At 61.4% G+C, this 18,236-nt stretch carries 20 protein-coding genes; 9 read left to right on the forward strand and 11 right to left on the reverse strand.

Going from position 1 to position 18,236, the window contains the following annotated elements; all coding sequences use genetic code 11:
• Window positions 1–190: 190 nt before the first annotated feature.
• Window positions 191–1,255, forward strand: coding sequence for a DUF2249 domain-containing protein (locus AV059_RS02670; protein WP_058992071.1), 1,065 nt, complete (start codon window positions 191–193; stop codon window positions 1,253–1,255).
• A 76-nt stretch (window positions 1,256–1,331) separates the two neighbouring features.
• Window positions 1,332–2,042, forward strand: a complete 711-nt coding sequence (gene ric, locus AV059_RS02675) for an iron-sulfur cluster repair di-iron protein (RefSeq protein ID WP_058992073.1) — start codon at window positions 1,332–1,334, stop codon at window positions 2,040–2,042.
• A gap of 316 nt (window positions 2,043–2,358) precedes the next feature.
• Here ric and AV059_RS02680 read toward each other — a convergent pair whose 3' ends face one another.
• Entirely contained in the window at window positions 2,359–2,949 is a 591-nt protein-coding gene (locus AV059_RS02680) for a TetR/AcrR family transcriptional regulator (protein WP_058992075.1), read from the reverse strand.
• A gap of 177 nt (window positions 2,950–3,126) precedes the next feature.
• On the opposite strand from AV059_RS02680, the gene AV059_RS02685 reads away from it, so the two are divergent.
• From AV059_RS02685 to AV059_RS02695, 3 genes are all read left to right on the forward strand, one after another.
• Entirely contained in the window at window positions 3,127–3,726 is a 600-nt protein-coding gene (locus AV059_RS02685; protein WP_058992077.1) for a TetR/AcrR family transcriptional regulator, read from the forward strand.
• Complete coding sequence (locus tag AV059_RS02690) at window positions 3,726–5,195, forward strand: MATE family efflux transporter (protein WP_058992079.1); 1,470 nt, start codon at window positions 3,726–3,728, stop codon at window positions 5,193–5,195. The genes AV059_RS02685 and AV059_RS02690 overlap by 1 nt, the downstream gene beginning before the upstream one ends.
• Window positions 5,196–5,271: 76 nt before the next feature.
• On the forward strand, window positions 5,272–5,940 hold the full coding sequence (locus tag AV059_RS02695) for a class I SAM-dependent methyltransferase (RefSeq protein ID WP_195156608.1): 669 nt from the start codon (window positions 5,272–5,274) through the stop codon (window positions 5,938–5,940).
• Window positions 5,941–5,951: 11 nt separating this feature from the next.
• On the opposite strand, the gene AV059_RS02700 is transcribed toward AV059_RS02695, so the two are convergent.
• The 3 genes from AV059_RS02700 to AV059_RS02710 form a co-directional block, all read right to left on the reverse strand.
• Complete coding sequence (locus AV059_RS02700; protein ID WP_058992080.1) at window positions 5,952–6,623, reverse strand: AIM24 family protein; 672 nt, start codon at window positions 6,621–6,623, stop codon at window positions 5,952–5,954.
• Window positions 6,624–7,119: 496 nt separating this feature from the next.
• Window positions 7,120–7,365 (reverse strand): hypothetical protein, encoded by a 246-nt coding sequence (locus tag AV059_RS02705; RefSeq protein ID WP_058992082.1) that lies wholly within the window; start codon window positions 7,363–7,365, stop codon window positions 7,120–7,122.
• A 107-nt stretch (window positions 7,366–7,472) separates the two neighbouring features.
• On the reverse strand, window positions 7,473–8,318 hold the full coding sequence (locus AV059_RS02710) for a DUF726 domain-containing protein (protein ID WP_058992083.1): 846 nt from the start codon (window positions 8,316–8,318) through the stop codon (window positions 7,473–7,475).
• A gap of 133 nt (window positions 8,319–8,451) precedes the next feature.
• Between AV059_RS02710 and AV059_RS02715 the strand changes: the two genes are divergently transcribed.
• Entirely contained in the window at window positions 8,452–9,054 is a 603-nt protein-coding gene (locus tag AV059_RS02715) for a bifunctional 2-polyprenyl-6-hydroxyphenol methylase/3-demethylubiquinol 3-O-methyltransferase UbiG (RefSeq protein WP_058992085.1), read from the forward strand.
• Window positions 9,055–9,123: 69 nt separating this feature from the next.
• On the opposite strand, the gene AV059_RS02720 is transcribed toward AV059_RS02715, so the two are convergent.
• Window positions 9,124–10,830, reverse strand: coding sequence for a cbb3-type cytochrome c oxidase subunit I (locus AV059_RS02720; protein WP_228841712.1), 1,707 nt, complete (start codon window positions 10,828–10,830; stop codon window positions 9,124–9,126).
• A 316-nt stretch (window positions 10,831–11,146) separates the two neighbouring features.
• Here AV059_RS02720 and AV059_RS02725 point away from each other — a divergent pair, with 316 nt between their 5' ends.
• A complete protein-coding gene (locus tag AV059_RS02725) occupies window positions 11,147–11,518 on the forward strand; it encodes a cupin domain-containing protein (RefSeq protein ID WP_058992088.1) in 372 nt (123 codons plus the stop codon).
• A gap of 44 nt (window positions 11,519–11,562) precedes the next feature.
• Here the strand turns inward: AV059_RS02725 and AV059_RS02730 are convergent, their stop codons facing one another.
• The 6 genes from AV059_RS02730 to AV059_RS02755 all read right to left on the reverse strand — a co-directional run bounded on the left by AV059_RS02730 (window position 11,563) and on the right by AV059_RS02755 (window position 16,447).
• Window positions 11,563–11,868 carry a hypothetical protein gene (locus AV059_RS02730; protein WP_058992091.1) on the reverse strand — a complete coding sequence of 102 codons (306 nt, stop codon included), beginning with the start codon at window positions 11,866–11,868 and terminating at the stop codon, window positions 11,563–11,565.
• A 60-nt stretch (window positions 11,869–11,928) separates the two neighbouring features.
• Complete coding sequence (locus AV059_RS02735) at window positions 11,929–12,852, reverse strand: LLM class oxidoreductase (protein ID WP_058992093.1); 924 nt, start codon at window positions 12,850–12,852, stop codon at window positions 11,929–11,931.
• Between the two features lie 49 nt (window positions 12,853–12,901).
• The gene (locus AV059_RS02740; RefSeq protein WP_058992095.1) at window positions 12,902–13,648 is read right to left on the reverse strand and encodes an NAD(P)-binding oxidoreductase; all 747 of its coding nucleotides are present in this window, start codon (window positions 13,646–13,648) and stop codon (window positions 12,902–12,904) included.
• Window positions 13,649–13,734: 86 nt separating this feature from the next.
• Window positions 13,735–14,733 carry a DMT family transporter gene (locus AV059_RS02745; protein ID WP_058992097.1) on the reverse strand — a complete coding sequence of 333 codons (999 nt, stop codon included), beginning with the start codon at window positions 14,731–14,733 and terminating at the stop codon, window positions 13,735–13,737.
• A gap of 146 nt (window positions 14,734–14,879) precedes the next feature.
• On the reverse strand, window positions 14,880–15,671 hold the full coding sequence (locus AV059_RS02750; RefSeq protein ID WP_058992156.1) for an aldo/keto reductase: 792 nt from the start codon (window positions 15,669–15,671) through the stop codon (window positions 14,880–14,882).
• Between the two features lie 155 nt (window positions 15,672–15,826).
• Window positions 15,827–16,447: a hypothetical protein gene (locus AV059_RS02755; RefSeq protein ID WP_058992099.1), complete on the reverse strand. Its 621-nt coding sequence runs from the start codon at window positions 16,445–16,447 to the stop codon at window positions 15,827–15,829.
• A 100-nt stretch (window positions 16,448–16,547) separates the two neighbouring features.
• Between AV059_RS02755 and AV059_RS02760 the strand changes: the two genes are divergently transcribed.
• Both AV059_RS02760 and AV059_RS02765 read left to right on the forward strand, forming a co-directional pair.
• Window positions 16,548–17,222: a class I SAM-dependent methyltransferase gene (locus AV059_RS02760; protein WP_058992100.1), complete on the forward strand. Its 675-nt coding sequence runs from the start codon at window positions 16,548–16,550 to the stop codon at window positions 17,220–17,222.
• 83 nt (window positions 17,223–17,305) lie between these two features.
• A complete protein-coding gene (locus tag AV059_RS02765) occupies window positions 17,306–18,130 on the forward strand; it encodes a M48 family metallopeptidase (protein WP_058992102.1) in 825 nt (274 codons plus the stop codon).
• Window positions 18,131–18,236: the final 106 nt, after the last annotated feature.

Here is an 18,236-nt window from a genome sequence, read left to right on the forward strand (position 1 = left end):
GATCAGCCGAAGAACGCGATGGCGAACGTATTAGCGAGCGGATCCGGGCGGCCCGTTTTCAGTCTCGAAACGGGTGTGACAGTGACGGATACTTGACTAGTTGCTGTCCAATCGGTGGGGTGATCCGGATGCGACCGAACCCCTTCGGGACAGGTGACATCAGTCCACTTGTGTACCATCCAGTATAGAGATGCCAACAGAGATTCAGTTGCGAGACCAGTCGGAAGGAAAACGTCGTGAACAGCTTTTCGACGTACTGTCGGGAGCCGAGGTCGGTGATACCATCGAAGTCGTGGCCGACAGGGATATCGACCCCTGGCTGGTGCGCTACCAGCTAGAACAGGGCCGGTCGCTGGAGTGGGTATACGCACATCCCGACGCAGAGCCGCGAGAGCTCCAAGTGACCGTCGGCGAGCCGATTGGGGACGAGTCACTCCCCTCAATCGACGTCCGTGACCTGAAGCCACAGCGACGACACGAGGTGCTTCTGGAGATCTTCGACGGTCTGGCGGCGGGTGACGGGTTCGTCCTCGTCAACGACCACGACCCCAAGCCGCTGTACCACGAGCTCAAATCGATGCATGGAGATGTAATCGAGTGGGACTACGCGAGTCAGGGCGGCGGCGAATGGCGGGTCGAGATCGTCAAGACCGGCGCTTCCGAGACCACCGACGAAGACATCGTTACGCGGTACGACGTCCGCGAAATCCCCAAACAGGAGCGGCATCCGACGATCCATCACCGCTACGGAATGATACCCGAGGGCGGGACGATGGAACTCATCGCCCCACACGAGCCGCGGCCCCTGCAACGGGAGTTCAAACAGCAGTACGGCGACGCGTTCGCCTGGGAGGTCGTCGAGTCTGAGCCCGGCCGCTGTCGCGTCCAGATCACGAAAACAGAGAGTACGGGGGAATCCGATGAATCGGATACCGCTGCCGATGCCGTGTCGGCAGCCCCGTCTGACGACGAGTCACTCAATATCACCGAGGAACTCGATGTCAGAGATCTCCCGCCAGCACAGCGACACGAGCAGATCTTCGAGGCGTACGCCGAACTGGACACCGGGAGCGGATTCGTCCTCGTCAACGACCACGACCCCAAGCCGCTGTACCACCAGTTCGAGGCCGAGGCGGGCCCGGAGTTCCGCTGGACCTACCGGCAGCAAGACCCCGGCGAGTTCAGAGTCCTGATCGGAAAGGCCGAGACGACCGTCGACGAGTCAGCTGACGAAGAGACGGAGGCCCCGTTCTAACCATGATCTACGGACTCAAGCTCCGAGAGCAGGAGAACAGAGTGCTCCCAGCAAGGAACGCAAGTAACAGCTACCAATGACTGAACCAATCAACCCGAACCGACCGCTCGGCGTACTCGTCAGAGAGAACCCGGCGTTCGCTCGCGTCTTCGAAGCGGTCGGGCTCGATTTCTGCTGTGGCGGTGACCAGACGCTCCGGACAGCCTGTACCGAAGCGGACCTCGATATCGATGCCATCCGGGAGCGTCTAGACGAGGCGCGCCGACAAAGCGAGGATCCCGGGGACGAATGGAAGTCGATGACTGCACTCATCGAACACGTCGTCGACAGCCACCATCAGTACCTCCGCGAGGAGCTGCCAGCCCTAGAACAGCTCGCTGAAAAAGTTCGGGTCGTCCATGCGGAAGAGCATCCAGAGCTGGCGGACATCGAGCGGGAAGTCCTCGAACTGGCCGAGGAGATGCGTCAGCACACGACAGAGGAGGAACGGGACGTGTTTCCCGTCATCGAGAAACTCGATGGGGGCGCTGCACTCACGGACGAGGAGAGAGCGCTTCTGGACGAGGCGCTCGCGGATCTCGAATCGGATCACGAAGCGACAGCCGAGCACCTCGAACGGATTGCGGAGCTGAGCGACGGGTACGCAGTCCCGGACGACGCCTGTCCGAGCTATCAGAGCCTGCTCGAACGACTCGAAACACTGGAACAGGACACGCATATGCACGTCCACAAGGAGAACAACGTCCTGTTCCCGCAGGTGGAATCACAACTTGCGGGCCAAGTCTGACGGTCAAAAGGCCGATTGGCAGCCGTTACAGTACTGCTCCTCTCCGTCTGAGGTGGGATAACACTCGGAGCGTTGCTCTCGCTTCCGATATTCGGAACTGGTGTCCGTACTCTGGGAAGTGTGCTGAGCCTCGGTCGATTCGTCGTTCCGTTGCTAGTTCTCGCGCACGTTCCGGCCGTTATTGCACTGATCGCTCTCTGGTCGATAGGCTGTGACATCCGTGGACCCGAATATTCAATCCAATGACAGTTGGTATCGTCAGGCCACTGTGATGCAGATACAAGGCGACTGAGCGGTGGCGGCACAAGGCGACTGGTCACCGTAACATCGCGTCGGCGTACTCACTCGCCGTCTGTCGGGCCGTTTCAAGTTCCTCGGTGTCGTCCAGCATTACGGCACGGGTCCGGGCACCGTCGATGATCGTCAGCAGCGAACGAGTAACGTGATCCGCATCGACGTCGGTGAACACACCCTCGTCGATTCCGTGGTTGATGACCGCCTTGAGCAGATAGCGAATGTACTCGTCGTTCTGGCGGAACCGGTCGCTGAACGCCTCCTTGTACGGTGCTTGACTCCGCATCTCTAGCAAGGCGACCGAGAGATCGGGGTTTTCCTGCGGCTTGACGAGCAGTTCATCGAGCAATATTTCCAGTCGGGCTTCGGGGTCCGTTGTCTCAACGTCGTGAATCGAATCGACGAACCGCTCCAGCAGATAATCGAGAAAGGCCGCAAGAAGGTCGTCTTTCGTGTCGTAGTAATAGTGCACTGCAGCCGTCGATTTGCCGTACTCGTCCGCGATTCGTTTTATTGTGAGATCAGCGTACCCGTGTTCGCGCAACGCCCGGTAGGTTGCCTGCATTATCTCCTCGGTCTGTTCCGAGAAGGTGCGGTCCGATGGTCCACCCATTGGCTAACAGTTTCGCCTATGGTTGGATAACCGTTGTGACCTGTATGCTATTACGGACTGAATTATTAGTTAGTAAGTCTAAATTCGCCCGGATAGATCCAATAGTCGTCGGTAGCCCAGATTGTGGACTTCAAAGCGTTTTTGACTAATCGGTTAGTAAGTTTTGTCACAGCCGCCATGGATGACGATACAGCTACCGAAATTCTCGAGGCGACGTACCGCGCCCTCTGCCAGCACGGGTACGCCGCGCTCACGGTCAAGGACATCGCTGCCGAGGCAGACCGGAGCAAAGCGTCTATTCACTACTACTACGACAGCAAAGAGAACCTCTTTGCGGAGTTTCTGGACTTCTTGTACGAACGATACACTGCAAAAATAGCGGGAGTGGAGGGGAACACGCCGCGGGAAGAACTCGATTCGCTGTTGGATACAGTTCTCACCGATGGGCGACGAACGCCCGGCCAGGAGTTCAGAACAGCGTTACTCGAAATAAAGGCACAGGCCCCGTACAACGACGCTTTCCGGACACAACTGGCCAAGTTCGATGCTGCTCTCTTTGACCAGTTGCGGGAAATTATCGCGGCCGGCGTCGAAACCGGGGAGTTCGATAGCGCGGTCGAGCCGGCCGTCGCAGCGGAGTTCCTCGTGACGGCGATCACAGGTGCCTACACCCGGCACGTCGCCACAGATCGTTCGATAGACAGATTCAACGAGACGATTACGCGATACGCTGAGACCCATCTCCTGGCGGACACGCCAGTGGAGGCGACCCGCTGATGGGGATTCGAAGTCGCGTTGGTGCTCTGTTCAAGGGCCCTGAGGAGTTCGACCTCACGTCGGGTGGCATCGGGAAGCCGCTGTTCTTCCTCTCGATGCCGATTGTCATCACGAACCTCTTCCAGACTGCGTACAACCTCGCGGACACGTTCTGGCTCGGCCAGTACAGCACGGATGCGCTGGCGGCAATCAGCTTCGCGTTCCCGATGGTATTCCTCCTCATCTCACTCGGAATGGGCATATCCGTTGCCGGCAGCGTCCTCGTCGCACAGTTTACCGGTGCGGGCGAGGAGCGCGACGCCGAGTACGCCGCCTCACAGACGGTGACGTTCGCCGTCATCGTCTCGTTCGTTCTCGGTATCGTGGGCTATCTCGGCGTCGATACGTTTCTCAGCCTGATGGGCGCGTCAGAAGATGTCCTGCCCATGGCGACCAGCTACATGGAGGTCATCTCGCTCGGCCTACTGTTCATGTTCGGCTTCTTCGTCTTCGTCGCGCTCATGCGGGGCTACGGTGACACGATAACGCCGATGCTCGTCATGTTCGGCTCGGTTGTCCTCAACATCATCATCGACCCGTTCCTGATATTCGGCTGGACGGTCGTCGAGAACGCGCCGCTCGTCGGGACAGTCTCGTTCCCCGAGCTCGGCATCGAAGGGGCTGCCATCGCGACCGTCTTTTCGCGGGCGCTGGCGCTGATCGTCGGGCTGGCGATCATGTTCCGAGGGAACCGCGGCGTCCAGATTCACCTCCGCGATATGGCTCCAGACCTGTCGTATCTCCGCCGTCTCGTTCGCATTGGCCTACCCGCCTCCGTCGAGGGGACGGGCCGTGCGCTGTCGATGAACCTGCTGCTGGTCATCGTCGCGATGTTCCCGGATACGGTTGTCGCCGCCTACGGCATCGGGACGCGCGTGTTCTCGGTCGTCTTCCTGCCAGCTATCGCAGTCGCCCGCGGCGTCGAGACGATGACCGGTCAGAACATGGGGGCGGATAAGCCGGACCGGGCAGCGAAAGCGGCCGGCCTCGCGGCGACGGTGCTTTTCGGCGTGCTCACCCTGGCTGGAGTCCTCGTCTGGTTCACCGCCGCACCGATAGCCGACCTGTTCACGACGGACCCCGAGGTGGTCGAAATCACGACGCAGTTCCTCCGGTACGTCGCGCTTTCCTTCGGCTTCATCGGCATCATGCGGGCCTACACCGGGAGCTTCCGTGGTGCCGGGAAGACGCTCACCGCCGCGGCAATCTCGGTGTTGATGCTCGGGATCATCCGCTTCCCGATTGCGTGGTTCGCCGCTGTGCCACTCGGCGAAACCGGAATCTGGATATCGTTCGCCGTCTCGAACGTCGCAGGGGCGCTCATTGCCTACGGCTGGTATCGACGCGGGACGTGGCGAGACAGCAACCTCACCGAAGCCAAAGTTGATATTGATGAAGCGGGCGTCGAGATGTCGGCGGATGGAGACTGACAGCAGTGGGTGGCGAGCGCGTGTGATACTCTTCGAGTGAACCAATGCTTTCAGGGGAGCCACCGGTACTACTGCTATGCCCACAGAGCCGAACGCCAATCAGAATCCCTCGTCGCCGCTGTTTGCAGCTATCTACGATCCGGCAACGACGCTCATCGAACGGACCCTCCTACAGCCACATCGTGAGTATCTGGTAGCAAATCTGGATGGAACGGTGCTGGACCTCGGCGCTGGAACCGGCGCGATGTTTCCGTATTTCGATAGCGTGGCGACCGCCTCGACGGAGTTTCACGCTGTCGAGCCGGACCCACATATGCGGCGGCAGGCAGCAGAGAAGGCGAACGCGCAGGCCAGGCCGATTCGCATCGAGGCGTCACCGGCCGAAGCCCTCCCGTACGACGAGGAATCCTTCGACGTCGTTATCGCGTCGATGGTGTTCTGTACGATACCGGACATCGAATCCGCGATGAGTGAGGTTGCCCGCGTACTCAAACCCGGCGGCGAACTGCGGTTCTTCGAACACGTCATCGACGACGGCTGGCGCGCCCGGATTCAGTCGGCTCTCGCACCGCTCTGGAAACGACTCGCCGGCGGTTGTCATCTCACTCGGCAGACAGGGACACGGCTCGTCGCTGACCAATCATTCGCTGTCGTCGAAATCGATCGACTCAATCTGGGCGTAACACCAATCCGTCCGTTCGTTCGGGGACGGCTCCGCAAGCGCTCGGTGTCTTCGACGCAGTAACTCGACGGCGATTAGCTCTGACTCTGTGTGACAGACCCCTCCTCGTTCGGCTGGATGACGACGAACCCGTCGTCGCCGGTGAACTCCATCTGTAGCGACTCCCCGGAGGTCTGGCCGATTTCGAACGTCTTGTTCATCTCGATAGACGGCGAGAGGTTCGAACTCCACGCAACGGTCGCGTCCGGGTCGGTGAAGACCGGCGGCGTCATTACCAGCGGGTCGCCGTGTGTCGTCAGTGCGACTTCGCCGGGGCCGGTGAGGTAGACGTTCGTCAGGCCGCCGGCGGCCATGCCGGAGAGGCTGCCGACAGTGTTGATTTCGTAATCGATGGTTGATTCGAACGCGAGCACGTCAGTCCCGTTGACCGATATCGATTCCCCGTCAGCGAGAGTCAGCACCTGTACCTTCTTGCCGTTCTCGGCCACGTAGAGGTGGCCGTTCCCTTCGGCCTCCATGACCGGCGTCCCTTCGCCACTCACGGCCTCCTTGACGAAGCCCGTGATACCGCCTTCCGCCGAGGACTTGCCAGTGAACGTGACCTCGCCGGTGTACGCGACCATCGACCCGGCTTTGACCATCACCGTTCCGTCGAGCGGGATGTCGAGCAGCCTGTTGTTCTCTTTCTGGAAGCCATCGCCACCGTCTTCGGGGGCGTTAGAGCGGACGAATTCTTGTAAGTCCATAGTTACATCGGGCCACTCGTCAGGCCATGCTCATAGGCTTCGTGAAGGATTAAAACGCATTTTGTGCGACGGAGCCACACATTGCTTTGGCCATACAGCTGTTGATAGGGAAGAAGCGAGATAGCAGTATAGTCGGATAGCTATTCCGAATAGCTATATGATTGGTGACGCCGGCTTTGGTTTTGAGATAGCGCCGTTCCCCGTCAGACATCCGGACAGCGGAGTCGTACACGACACTGCCCGGGGCGTCCCACCGGTCGCTATGTGTGGGTCGAATTTCTTCGGGCTTCGATGGTCGCGACACTACTCAGAACGTCCACCGGCTCACCCATATGCGACAGCGATATCCACCATTCGTATATCTGTGTTATCCAGAAGCGTAGCCGCGTCCTGTCTGGGACAACAACAATGTCACACGCAATCGATGAAAGGCAATCGTCTGCGGTAGATATTCAGCCTGTAGGTTGCAGTTCAATACGACTCCGAGAGCGCGGCGTCATCCCTCGACGGCATCTCTGGTGTGTTCGGCGTCCAGCCCGAACAGCAGTCCGGCGAGAAACAGTAGTTCGTTACCCTGGTAGTACTGTTCGAGCACGAAGTTGACTAGGCCGATATCTGGCGTGGTCGCACCCAACAGCACCAGAACGAGTGCAAGAGCGGCAGCAAGTCCAGCGACCCACCGGACGACGATGCCTGAGAGGAGTCCAACAATAAAGACGACAACAGCAGCGAAGAGGGTCATTTTCCGCTCCGGGGCGTAGCGGCCGTTAGTCTGCCAGCGGTTCTCATATGGAGCACAACACTTCCACCGGATATAATTCTACTAGCAGCAGGGAACCCAGACCCAGATCACTCGATTTCGGCAGCGACACGCGACAGACAGCCCTCGCCCGGTTCGAAGTACGAGTAGTGATCGGCAACGAGGTCAGTGACATTCACGTCTTGGTAGCCGTCAGGAAGCGGCCCCGCGTCACGAGCGCCAGCGTGGCCGACGGCATGGGTCCGGTCCGACGCTCGGTACACCCACGAGAGGACCTTGTCGTTCTGGCTGTAGAAGTTCGACACCGGAGCGTCAACAGCCTCGATAGCGTCGCCATAACGGCCACCTTGCACCACGCTATCGTAGGGAATAGCGCCACCGAGCAGTGACACCGAGGCAAGCGCGTCTGTCGCCCCTTGCTCCGCAAGCACGCGAAGTGTTTCACCGGTCAACCGCGCGCCAAGCGAATGGGCGAGCACGTGGACGGGTCGCCCGTCGGTTTCGGCCCACTCGACCAGCCATTGGGCGAGGGGAGTACGGTTCGCCACAGCGTTGTCCTTGGCCTGCTCCCATTCGACGTTGGACTCCCAACTGTATGCGACGACCGGTGCGGGTGTAGACTCTTCGAGCGCGACCTGCGCTGTGTAGGCATTATTTCGCGCCCTCTCAGCGTCGGTGCTGAACCCATGGATGAACAGAAACACCTCCGACGCGTCGTCGAACGACCACGTGCCCTCGGTCTCGGCAGTCGGACCTTCCGGTGAGTCGAGAAGTCCGCGTGTAGTGACGACTGGCTGTGATTTCGGCGCAGTGTACCCGCCGGAGTCGCCCTGCAGCGACCAGTACACGTAGGCACCGCCACCCCCAAGCAAACCGAGTCCACTTCCGAGACCGAGAAGCAGCCGTCGTCTGGTCACACCGGTTTGACTGGCCATAACTGGTAGCTTGTATGTGGGTCACAGGCGAAGGGATAAGTGAGTTGAGATTGTCACGCTCAGAAACGGGAAGCAACGCAAGAGCGGTGTCACAGCCCACAGGCTTCATATCTCGGCGGGCGGTAACGCAGCCATGACGACCTGGGACGAGCGATACCGAGCGGGCACGTACCCACAACGCCCGGACCCACACCCGGTGTTAGAGCGATACCTGCCGACCTTTCCACCGGGTCGGGCGCTTGACATCGCAACCGGGACCGGGCGGAACGCGTTACCGGTCGCAGCGGCCGGATACCACGTCGATGCAGTCGACCAGTCGCGTGCGGGACTTCAGATTGCCCGGGAAAACGCACACGCCGCAGGCGTCGAAGACGATATCGAGTGGCTACAGGCAAATCTCGAATCGTTCGCGTACCCGGCGTCGACGTACGACCTCATTACGATTAGCTTCTATCGGCCCATCGACCGCCTCCCTGATATCATCGAAGCGCTGGCCGACGGCGGCTGTCTGTTCATCCAGCACCACCTCAGGACGACCGACGACGTGGACGGCGGCCCCTCGGGAGACCGATACCGATTCGCCTCGAACGAACTGCTCAGGGCCGGGCTCGGGCTGACAGTATTGCATTACGACGAGCGGACCACGACGACGGACGGGACGACCGCCGCCACCGCTCAACTGGTCGCCAGGAAGTCACAGGGCAGTCGACAGTCGTATCCAGACATCTCAGAGTAGGACAGCGGTTGGAGACCGAGAAGCGTCAAGAAGAGGACCGCAAACGGGAGCCCGGGGCCGACTCAGTGATCAGTCCCCGGTTGATTCTTCGCCGCCGTCGGTCAGCGCCGGTAGCCGCTCACGCTCGAACCACGCGAACTCTCGGGGGAACTGCTCCGTCTCCGCCAAGTCCCAGGGGTCGCCGTCCGCGACCTGCGGCCCCTCCAGCCACGAGGTCACGATGTTCCAGACGAAGATGAGCTGACCGATGACCAGCAGGACGACGCCCAGTGTCGCCAGCTGGTGCAGGAGCGTAAACAGGTCCACCGGACCGGCGGTCAAAGCGTACGTGGCGTACCGGCGGGGCATCCCGGCGTAGCCGAGCAACACCATCGGGAAGAACGTGACATTGGTCCCAATAAGCGTCAGCCAGAAATGCCACTTCGCCAGCGACCGCTGGTACCAGCGGCCGGTGTACAGCGGGAACCAGTAATAGATGCCCGCGAAGACAGCGAAGGCGATCCCGCCCATGATGACGTAGTGGAAGTGGGCGACGACGTGGTACGTGTCGTGCAGGATCAGGTCGACGGGAATGGCGGCTTCGAACACGCCGGTGACGCCGCCGATGATGAAGTTCCCGACGAACCCGACACAGAAGAGGAACGGCGCTGTGGTCCGCAACGCACCGTTCCACATCGTCGCCATCCAGTTGAACGTCTTCACCGCGCTCGGGATGGCGATAGCAATGGAGACTGCCATGAACGAGGCCCGCAGTCGGGGGTCCATCCCCGTCGCGAACATGTGATGCGCCCAGACGCCGAAGGAGAGCACCCCGAGGGCCAGCGTCGAGTAGACGACGAACTTGAAGCCGAACAGCTTCCGGCCACAGAACTTCGGCAGGATGTAGCTGATGAGCCCCATGGGCGGCAGAACGAGGATGTACACCTCTGGGTGACCGAAGAACCAGAACAGGTGCTGCCATAGCAGCGGGCCGCCGCCGTCGAGCGTGAAGAACGTCGTCCCGAGGTTCCGGTCGAGCAGCAGCATGACCAGCGCACTGCCCAGCAGCGGGAAGGCGAACAGGATCTGTGCGGACTGCACCAGGACAGTCCAGGAGAAAATATCGAGGGTTGCCCAGGTCACGTCCTCGCTCCGTTCGGTGAAGATTGTCGCAATGAAGTTGATCGCCCCCATCGTCGCCGCGACGCCCGAGAGGTGGAGGCCGAGCAGCATCAGGTCCACGCCCGGGTTCTGCTGTTCGATCGACAGCGGCGTGTACATCGTCCAGGCGGTCTGTGCCGGTTCGATGTTTTCGAGGAACGGCCCGCCGAGGACGCCGCCCCAGATGAGCAGGGCGGCCGGCGGCAGCAGCCAGAACGCGATGGCGTTGATTCGCGGGAACGCCATGTCGTCGGCCCCGATGAGCAGCGGGATCAGGTAGTTCGAGAACGCCGCCAGCATCGGTGTGCCAAACAGGAACAGCATCGTGATGCCGTGGGTCGTCAGAAGGCCGTTGTAGGCACTGGCGCTGAGGAAGTCCTCCGCGGGGTACATCAGTTCGAACCGCATCAGAACCACGGCGATACCGCCCCAGGCGAACGCGAGGACGGCGAACACGCCGTAGAGAATCCCGATATCCTTGTGGTCGACCGTCGTCAGCCATCGGAGAATCCCGCTCGGCTTCTCCGCGTGGGTGCGTTCGTGAGTCCCGTGGCCGCCACCGATCGCAATCGTGTACGACCGCCAGTCTTCGATCCGTGCGAGTATGCCAGCGATACCGACGAGCAGTACCGCCATCAGTACTGTCGTCGCCAATGCGCCTACAGACACCATTTGGAGGGTCTTTATACGGACTACCCGTGGTTCTTATTGGGAAGATGTTCGGAGGCGATTTATATGCATCCAGGGGTACGAAGCGACGCGGCTACAGACGAAGCGGTTCGGGACCGAGGCTTTCCGTCGTGCGGTCGGAACTCCTTGCGATGTACCCACAGCACCGAAACCGACAGCAAGCGAGTGTGCGCACTTGCCGGCGTTCGAATCAGGCCGCATCGACCAGACTCGACTTCGGCTCGACGGTTCTTCGAGACTGCAGTGATGGGGAGGACACGCGATGACAGCGACCGATTTCGACGCCGTCCGGGAATACGACGACGACCAGTTCTCGGCTGTCGAAGTCTTCCGCAGCGACCGGATGAAAGTCGTCTGTGGCTACTTCGAACCCGGACAGTTCATTCCGGTCCACGCACCCGAGAGCGACGTAGCGATACACGTCCAGTCCGGGACCGGTGTCGTCCGTGACGGGGACACGGAGCGGATGGTCGAGTCGGGCGACGTAGTGGTCGTCGAGGCCGACACCGACCGCGGTGTCAAAGCGAATGAGGAGAGTCGACTGGAGGCGTTACTGGTGACGGCACCGCCGCCAACCGATGCGGAACACGAACCGGTCCGGAAAGGGCTCAAAAAGGGCAAGTTCGACCCCTAACGCTCGGCTGGGTTCGTCTCCAACCCCAGGTAACAGGACCGAAGTCACTCGACGACGTACGAGCGGTGTGAGCCGCGGGTTCGCACGTCGACGAAATGGTGGCGTGTCGCATCGCCCACATTACCGACAGCGGAGTGGGGTGTCTCGTCGTCACTGTACACGCTCTCTGCTGGGAGCAGGTCGTGGTCAGCTAGCTTGTCGATGACGGCAGCGGGGAGGGATGCGCCGTCCCGGACATCGACGATGAGTAACTGGTCCGTGAAGCTCTTTGCGAGAAACGCGTCGGTGATCGGCTCGTAATCGGTAAGCTCCCCAGCCAGAGTGCGGAGGTCTGCCTGCCGGTCGGTCATCGGTATCTAATAGGTCAGCCGCACCGAAAGCCGTGCGTACGAACATCTTCCCACCGACCGTCACAGTTCCTCGATGATTTCGCTGGCGAATGTCGTCATCGCCGCCTGTGGCTCTGCCGTTCGAATCCCGACGATAACGTGGTCAAGGCCGTAGTCTTCGAGCCGTTGGAAGTACTCCCGGAACCACTCGACACCGGCCCGATACCCCTGATGGAGCGGTTCGGGCTCAGCCGTCGGATCATCTGCGAACTCGACCTGAAGGGCAATCGTGAACGGTTTCTCCGGCGCGTGACTGCGCCACGTATCGAGATACGACTCCAGCGTCGACTCGGGGAGGTGATAGAAAATCCAGCCGTCGCCGTTCTCGGCGATCCACTCCGTCGACTGTCTGGCGTTACCAGTCGGAAAGAGCGGGAGCGTGTCCGTCGTTGGCTTCGGGAGGACATCCAGTTCGCCGTCAATCTGGCCCCAGGAACCCTCGAGCGTCGGGTACTCCTCTCGCCAGAGCGCGCGGAGCGCGTCGACGCTGTCACGGACGAGTTGCCCCCGGTTCTCGGGGTCGACATCGAACGCCGGATACTCCGGGTCGCGGTCACCGGAGGCGACACCCAGCACGAGCCGGCCGTCGGAGAGCCGGTCGACAGTTGCGGCCGACTTCGCCACGTGGATGGGATGGCGCAACGGGAGGACAATGCTCGCAGTACCGAGTGCGACTGACTCGGTGTGGGCGGCGACATGGGACAGCAGCGACCACGGGTCGAAGGCCCCGCCGGCGTCCCCGAACCGTGGCCAGTACGTCGGGACGTCTCGCGCCCAGAGCGCGTCGAAGCCGACGGCTTCGGCGTGGCTTGCCAGCCGGAGTTCTGCGTCGATATCCGGCGTCGACTCCTGTTCGCCTGTGAGCGGAAATCCGAGCCCGAACGAGAGTCCGTCCTGCTCGTACAATCGCCGATAGCCGGCGTTCGCGTGGTCCACAGCAGTCATCAGGGGCCTTTCACGCTGGAGCCGTATTTGCACACGGGTGGCTTGCCCGCTACGGGCCGCCGTCTGTGGTATCGACCGGCACGGTTCCCGCGTGCCTGCTTCCGGGAAGCTGCCAGTCGATATGTAGCGCGCGGTCCGGGAACGACGGCTTCGAAACGACCTCTAGCGTCCGATCTTCGGCCGCCGGCGTGACGGGTGATGCAATCATCAGTCGGGCCACGTCGGCCCGTGAAACGCTTCCCCAGAGCTTCGCACCGGGTTCGGCGACCGAAACGGTGTCAGTTCGGGGCCCGTTCGTGAGGACGCCCGGACGGAGAATTGTATGCCGAACCGGGGCCTCACGAATCGCGGCTTCGGCCTCCGCCTTTGCGCGTTGAATCGGCTGAATGACGACGTCGAAGGCTGCCGCGAGCGGACTGGCTGGCTCGTCACCGACGCCGATAGCGGATTCCATGACGAACGCCTCGACGCCAGCGTCGACAGCCGCATCGAGTAGGTTGATCGTCCCTGCGCCGTCGACGTACTCGTCCCGGGACCAGACGTCCGTGATGTTCGAGCCGACAGCGCTCAGGACAACATCGACATCCGACAACGCATCGGTCAGCGCGGTCGGAGTCAGCAAGTCGTCGACGAGAACCTCGTCAGCGCCGGCCGCCTGCAGGTCGTCTGTTTTTGCCGGTGTGCTGGTCAGTGCCCGGACCATCGGCACGCGCGAACTGAGCAGTCGGAGCGTCGCTCGCCCGGTTCCGCCGCTGGCTCCGGCGACGAACACTGTCTCCACGTCAGAAGGGTCCATATCGTGGCTTAGGGCTGCCAGTACATGATTGGCCGGGCCCGTTTCGTCAAATCCAGATCGTGATCGCTCTACTGCAATCGCTGACGTCAGTCGTCACACGGCGGCGTCTGCTGCGACGAGGATGTGTCCTCGAAGCGGTGATAGAGCCGGCGCAGTTCCATGCGGATGGTCACACGCTCGATGAGAGCGAAGCCCGCAACGACGACGAGGAAGCCAACAAACGTCCACAGTGACACCGACGAGCCCAGCAGCACCCAGCCCATGAGCGCGGCGAAAATCGGCACGACGTACGCGACCAGATTCGCACGGACCGGACCGATGCGATTGATGAGGCCGAAGTAGATGGCGTAGGCGACTGCCGTCGAGGGAATGCCCACAGCCACGATGCTCGCTATCGTCTCCGGACCGATGCCGATGACGGCCGTGGGCGGCTCCCCGACCAGCAGGCTCGCTACGTGGAGGAGCACCGCGCCGACGGCCATCGCCCACGCAGTCAGTGGTGTACTGTCCATCTGCGGGCCGACACGCTGGAGTAGCACACTGCCGAGGGCCACGGCCGCGGCCGCGCCGAGGACCAGCAGTTGCCCGATAGCGCTCGCGTCGGTGAACGTCGACGGCGACGGCTGCACGATGATGATGACGCCGCTCAGTGCGATACCGATACCGACCGCACCGAGCCACGATAGGCGGTCGCCCAGCAGCCACCAGGCGAACACGGGTGCGAGTATCGGGTTCAAACCGTACATGACAGACGCCGCTGCGGGCGTGGTCGTGCCCTGACCGAGGAACAACAGCCCGTTGTTGAGCGCGATGAGGAACAGCGCCGCCATCCCGATGCCCAAAAAGTCGCCGCGAGTCCGCGGTAACCACGTCGACCGGGGCCGAGTAACGACGATGTAGCCAAGCAGCGTCACCGCCGCCAGATCGAACCGGAGGCCGGCAAACAGCACCGGTGGAAGCTCACGGAGCCCGGTTTTGATGGCGACGAACGAACCACCGAATAACATTGCGAGCAGGACAAACAGCGCGCTGTCTCGGTACCGAGCCGGGAGTGAGGGACGATCAGTGAACGTGGAGGGCAACATAGGCCAAGTCAGTTTGACCACCAGTTAGAGCGAAAATATCTCATTACCTGTTCAACGGGTCGAAATGTGAAGAGGGCTGTGGGAGACGTGGTGTCACGGACCGACAGTCGTATCGGCAAATCCCACCGGGAAAGCTCGAAAGCGACTCAGTCCCAGGCAGCGGGCGACCAGTCCGGATCGACGCGTCGGTCGACGGTCTCGATCCCGTCGATACGGTCGATTTCGGCGTCCGTCAGGGACAGGTCGAGGCTCGCAAGATTGTCCGTGATGTGAGCCTCGCTCGTGGCTTTCGGGATCGCCGTCACACCCTTCTCGCGGAGCCATGCGAGGCTGACCTGCGCTTCGCTCGCGTCGTGGTCGTCGGCGATGGCTTCGATGACGTCGTGACCGAACACTTCACCGCGTGCCAGCGGCGAGTACGCGACCAGTTCGTAGTCCTGTTCGGCCGCGTGCTCGCGCAGTTCCGACTGCTGGAGGAACGGGTGCGTCTCGACCTGATTTGCGAACACCGGAGCATCGAGCACGTCCATCGCCGTTTCGACGTGGTGCGGTTCGAAGTTCGAGACGCCGACGTTGTCGATCAGGCCGCGGTCGACGAGTTCGTCGAACGCCGGGAGCGTCTCCTCGGGCTCGTACTCGCCCGCCGCCCAGTGGACGTACAGCAGGTCCACCGAATCGACGCCGAGTTTGTCGAGGCTCTCCTCGGTCGTCTCGATCACGTCGTCGTGTGAGAGATTCGAGATCCACACCTTCGTCGCCAGGAAGATATCGTCGCGGTCAACGTCAGCCGCGGCGATACCATCACCGACGGCACTTTCGTTGTCGTAGGCCTGTGCGGTGTCGATATGTCGGTAGCCGGCTTCCAGTGCCGTCCGAACGCTTTCGGCACACTGTTCTGCGTCTTCATTCTGCCAGGTACCGAGACCGAGCATCGGCATACCGCTCGCTCGTGGACCACCATCTGTCGAGGACTGTTTCTGAGTCATTATCGGATACCGGAGCTTGTGACTTTAAGCCGTTTGGAAGCCGGCGGGTAGCGCCGACTATCGGGCGACCTGCTATGAGCTGTCTCTCACAGGTAACCCGGGAGCATTCAGAAGCCGTATGACCCGAAAATCCAGAGCGCGACGATGGGCGACACAGCGAGGAACGCGCCAAGGACAACCGTCCCAGAAACTGTCTTCCAACCCAGCTCCCGAATCGGTTTCTCATACCGCCACAGTTGAGCGATGGCGTAGACACCGGCGATGACCACGCCGCCAAGCAGCATAAACGGCGGAAATCCCAATGACGGAAACTGCCGAAAACCGACCGCCGGAAACGGCTTCGAACCACTCGAAGCCGCGAAATCGAGACCAATGCCGACAGCGCCGACGGCGGTGGCCGCAACGACATACGAGATCCCGGCGACGACGTGCCGGAGTACTCCAGTCAGTGCGAGCGGCTCCCCATCGGCTGGCAGGACCGATGGGGCTGCATAGCTACCGAGTCCGGTGTAAAAGAACGGGACAGTTAGAACGCCGACAGCGGCGGCATACGGAAGGACCGACGAAATTGCGACGATGAGAACCGCCACAGTCAAGGCATATGTGCGTCCGGTCGGGCCCCCGAGGACCAGCGCTGGCACAACCAGCACGGCAGCGACTACCGCAGTAAACAGACAGATCGGGACGGAGTAGGGCCGGAACCGTCCAACAAAACGCGATAAAGACATGCTGGTGTCGTTTCGGACCCAAGCGCATAGGTTTTCGCCTCTCCAGTGAGAACCGGAGTCGGCATGCTTTTACTTTCCGTTGTTGTATCGTGGCAATAAGATGTCATTACCGCGGGCGAAACGCGCTATCACCGAGTCCTGTCCGGACCGCCTCTACCCGCTGATTGCCGGACTCTATCAGACCGCGTTTCCGCCCGACACGACAGAGGGAGCCACAGCGGCGACCATTCTAGACCGGAAGCAAGCTGTCCCGGAGTCGCTCCCGGCAGCAGAGCTTGAAGACGTTGAAATCCTCCCCCATCGGACGGTGCTCCTCGAACAGTTGCCGACCAGCGGGACTGTCGCCGAGTTCGGTACTGGAGACGGGTCGTTCGCCGAGTCAATCAACCGGATCACGCGGCCGGAAACGCTCTCTCTGGTCGACCGGTGGGAAAGCGACGAAGATCGACAGGCTGTCAAGCGACGCTTCAGCGGGCAGGGAGACACTGTTCGTCTGCGGGACGCTGAGCCGATTACCGTGCTCCGTGAGGCCGATACCGACTCGCTCGACTGGGTGTATATCAACAGTTCCCACAAGTACGAGACCACGCTGGCCGAACTCAAAGAGAGCCAGCGGGCAGTCGCAGATGACGGCTACATCACGGGCGACGACTACAAAATCGTGAACGGCGTCATCCCCGCCGTCCACCAGTTCTGTTCGGAGACCGACTGGCGGCTGGCGTATCTCACGCTAGAGACCCATGGGCGGCGGAGTTACGCGCTCCACAAGTCGTAAGCGCTGGATTCGCGACGAAACCCAGTGACGCGAGCGGCATCGTCGGCCAGACGGTTTATACGGCCGGACGGAGTTGACCCTGTATGGCAGACTTCGGATTACAGGTGCGGATGCTTGTCGTCGGTGCGATTCTGTTCGCGTTCTACGTGTTCGCCGGCACGGCCCTGTCGGTGCTGTTGGGCCTGCCGCTCGTCCCGGTGCTCCTCGTCGGCATCCTCGTCGTGCCGGCGGTTCAGTACAAACTCGGAAAGTGGCTGGCACTCCGTGGCGCGGAGGAGATGCCGGACGACCAGCGGTTCGGCTACGTCCACCAGATGGTCCGGCGGCTCTGCAGGGACATGAGTATCGAGGAGCCGCGACTGATGGTGATGGACATGGGCGTGCCCAACGCCTTCGCTGTCGGACGGAAAGGTGCGGGTGTCGTCGTTGTGTCGAGCGAACTGATGCAACTGCTGGATGATGACGAACTGGAGGGTGTCATCGCGCACGAACTGGCCCACATCAAGAACCGGGACGTCATCACGATGGTTGTCGGGCAGTCCATCGGGATGCTCGTCGGCTACGTCGCCTACTTCGCGGTGCTGTTCGGCGGCGAGCGAAACGTCGGTTCCTGGATCATGGCGATGATCGTCTCCTCGCTCGCAAACGCGCTGGTCATGGTGTTCGTGCTGGCGATTTCGCGGTATCGAGAGTACGTCGCCGACGCGGACGCTCGCCGCGCCATCGGCACCGGCGAGCCGCTGGCCCGTGCGCTCGAAAAAATCTCTCGCGGTGCGGAGGGGCGAGAATCGAAAGTCGAGGACAGCATGAACGCCCTCTGTATTTTCAACGCCGACAAGGGGCTGTTCGAGAAGTTGTTTTCGACCCACCCGCCGACGGAGAAGCGCATCCAGCGGCTCCGGTCCTGAATCGAGAGTCGTTTCCACCCGGTCTGTACGGATATATCCCAACAGACGCCCCGTACAGCTCTCTGCTAACTGGCCGCTTATCAGCATCGAGCCGAAAGTAACGCTA

It is taken from the genome of Haloarcula sp. CBA1127 (genome assembly GCF_001485575.1).
Classification (GTDB): Archaea; Halobacteriota; Halobacteria; order Halobacteriales; family Haloarculaceae; genus Haloarcula.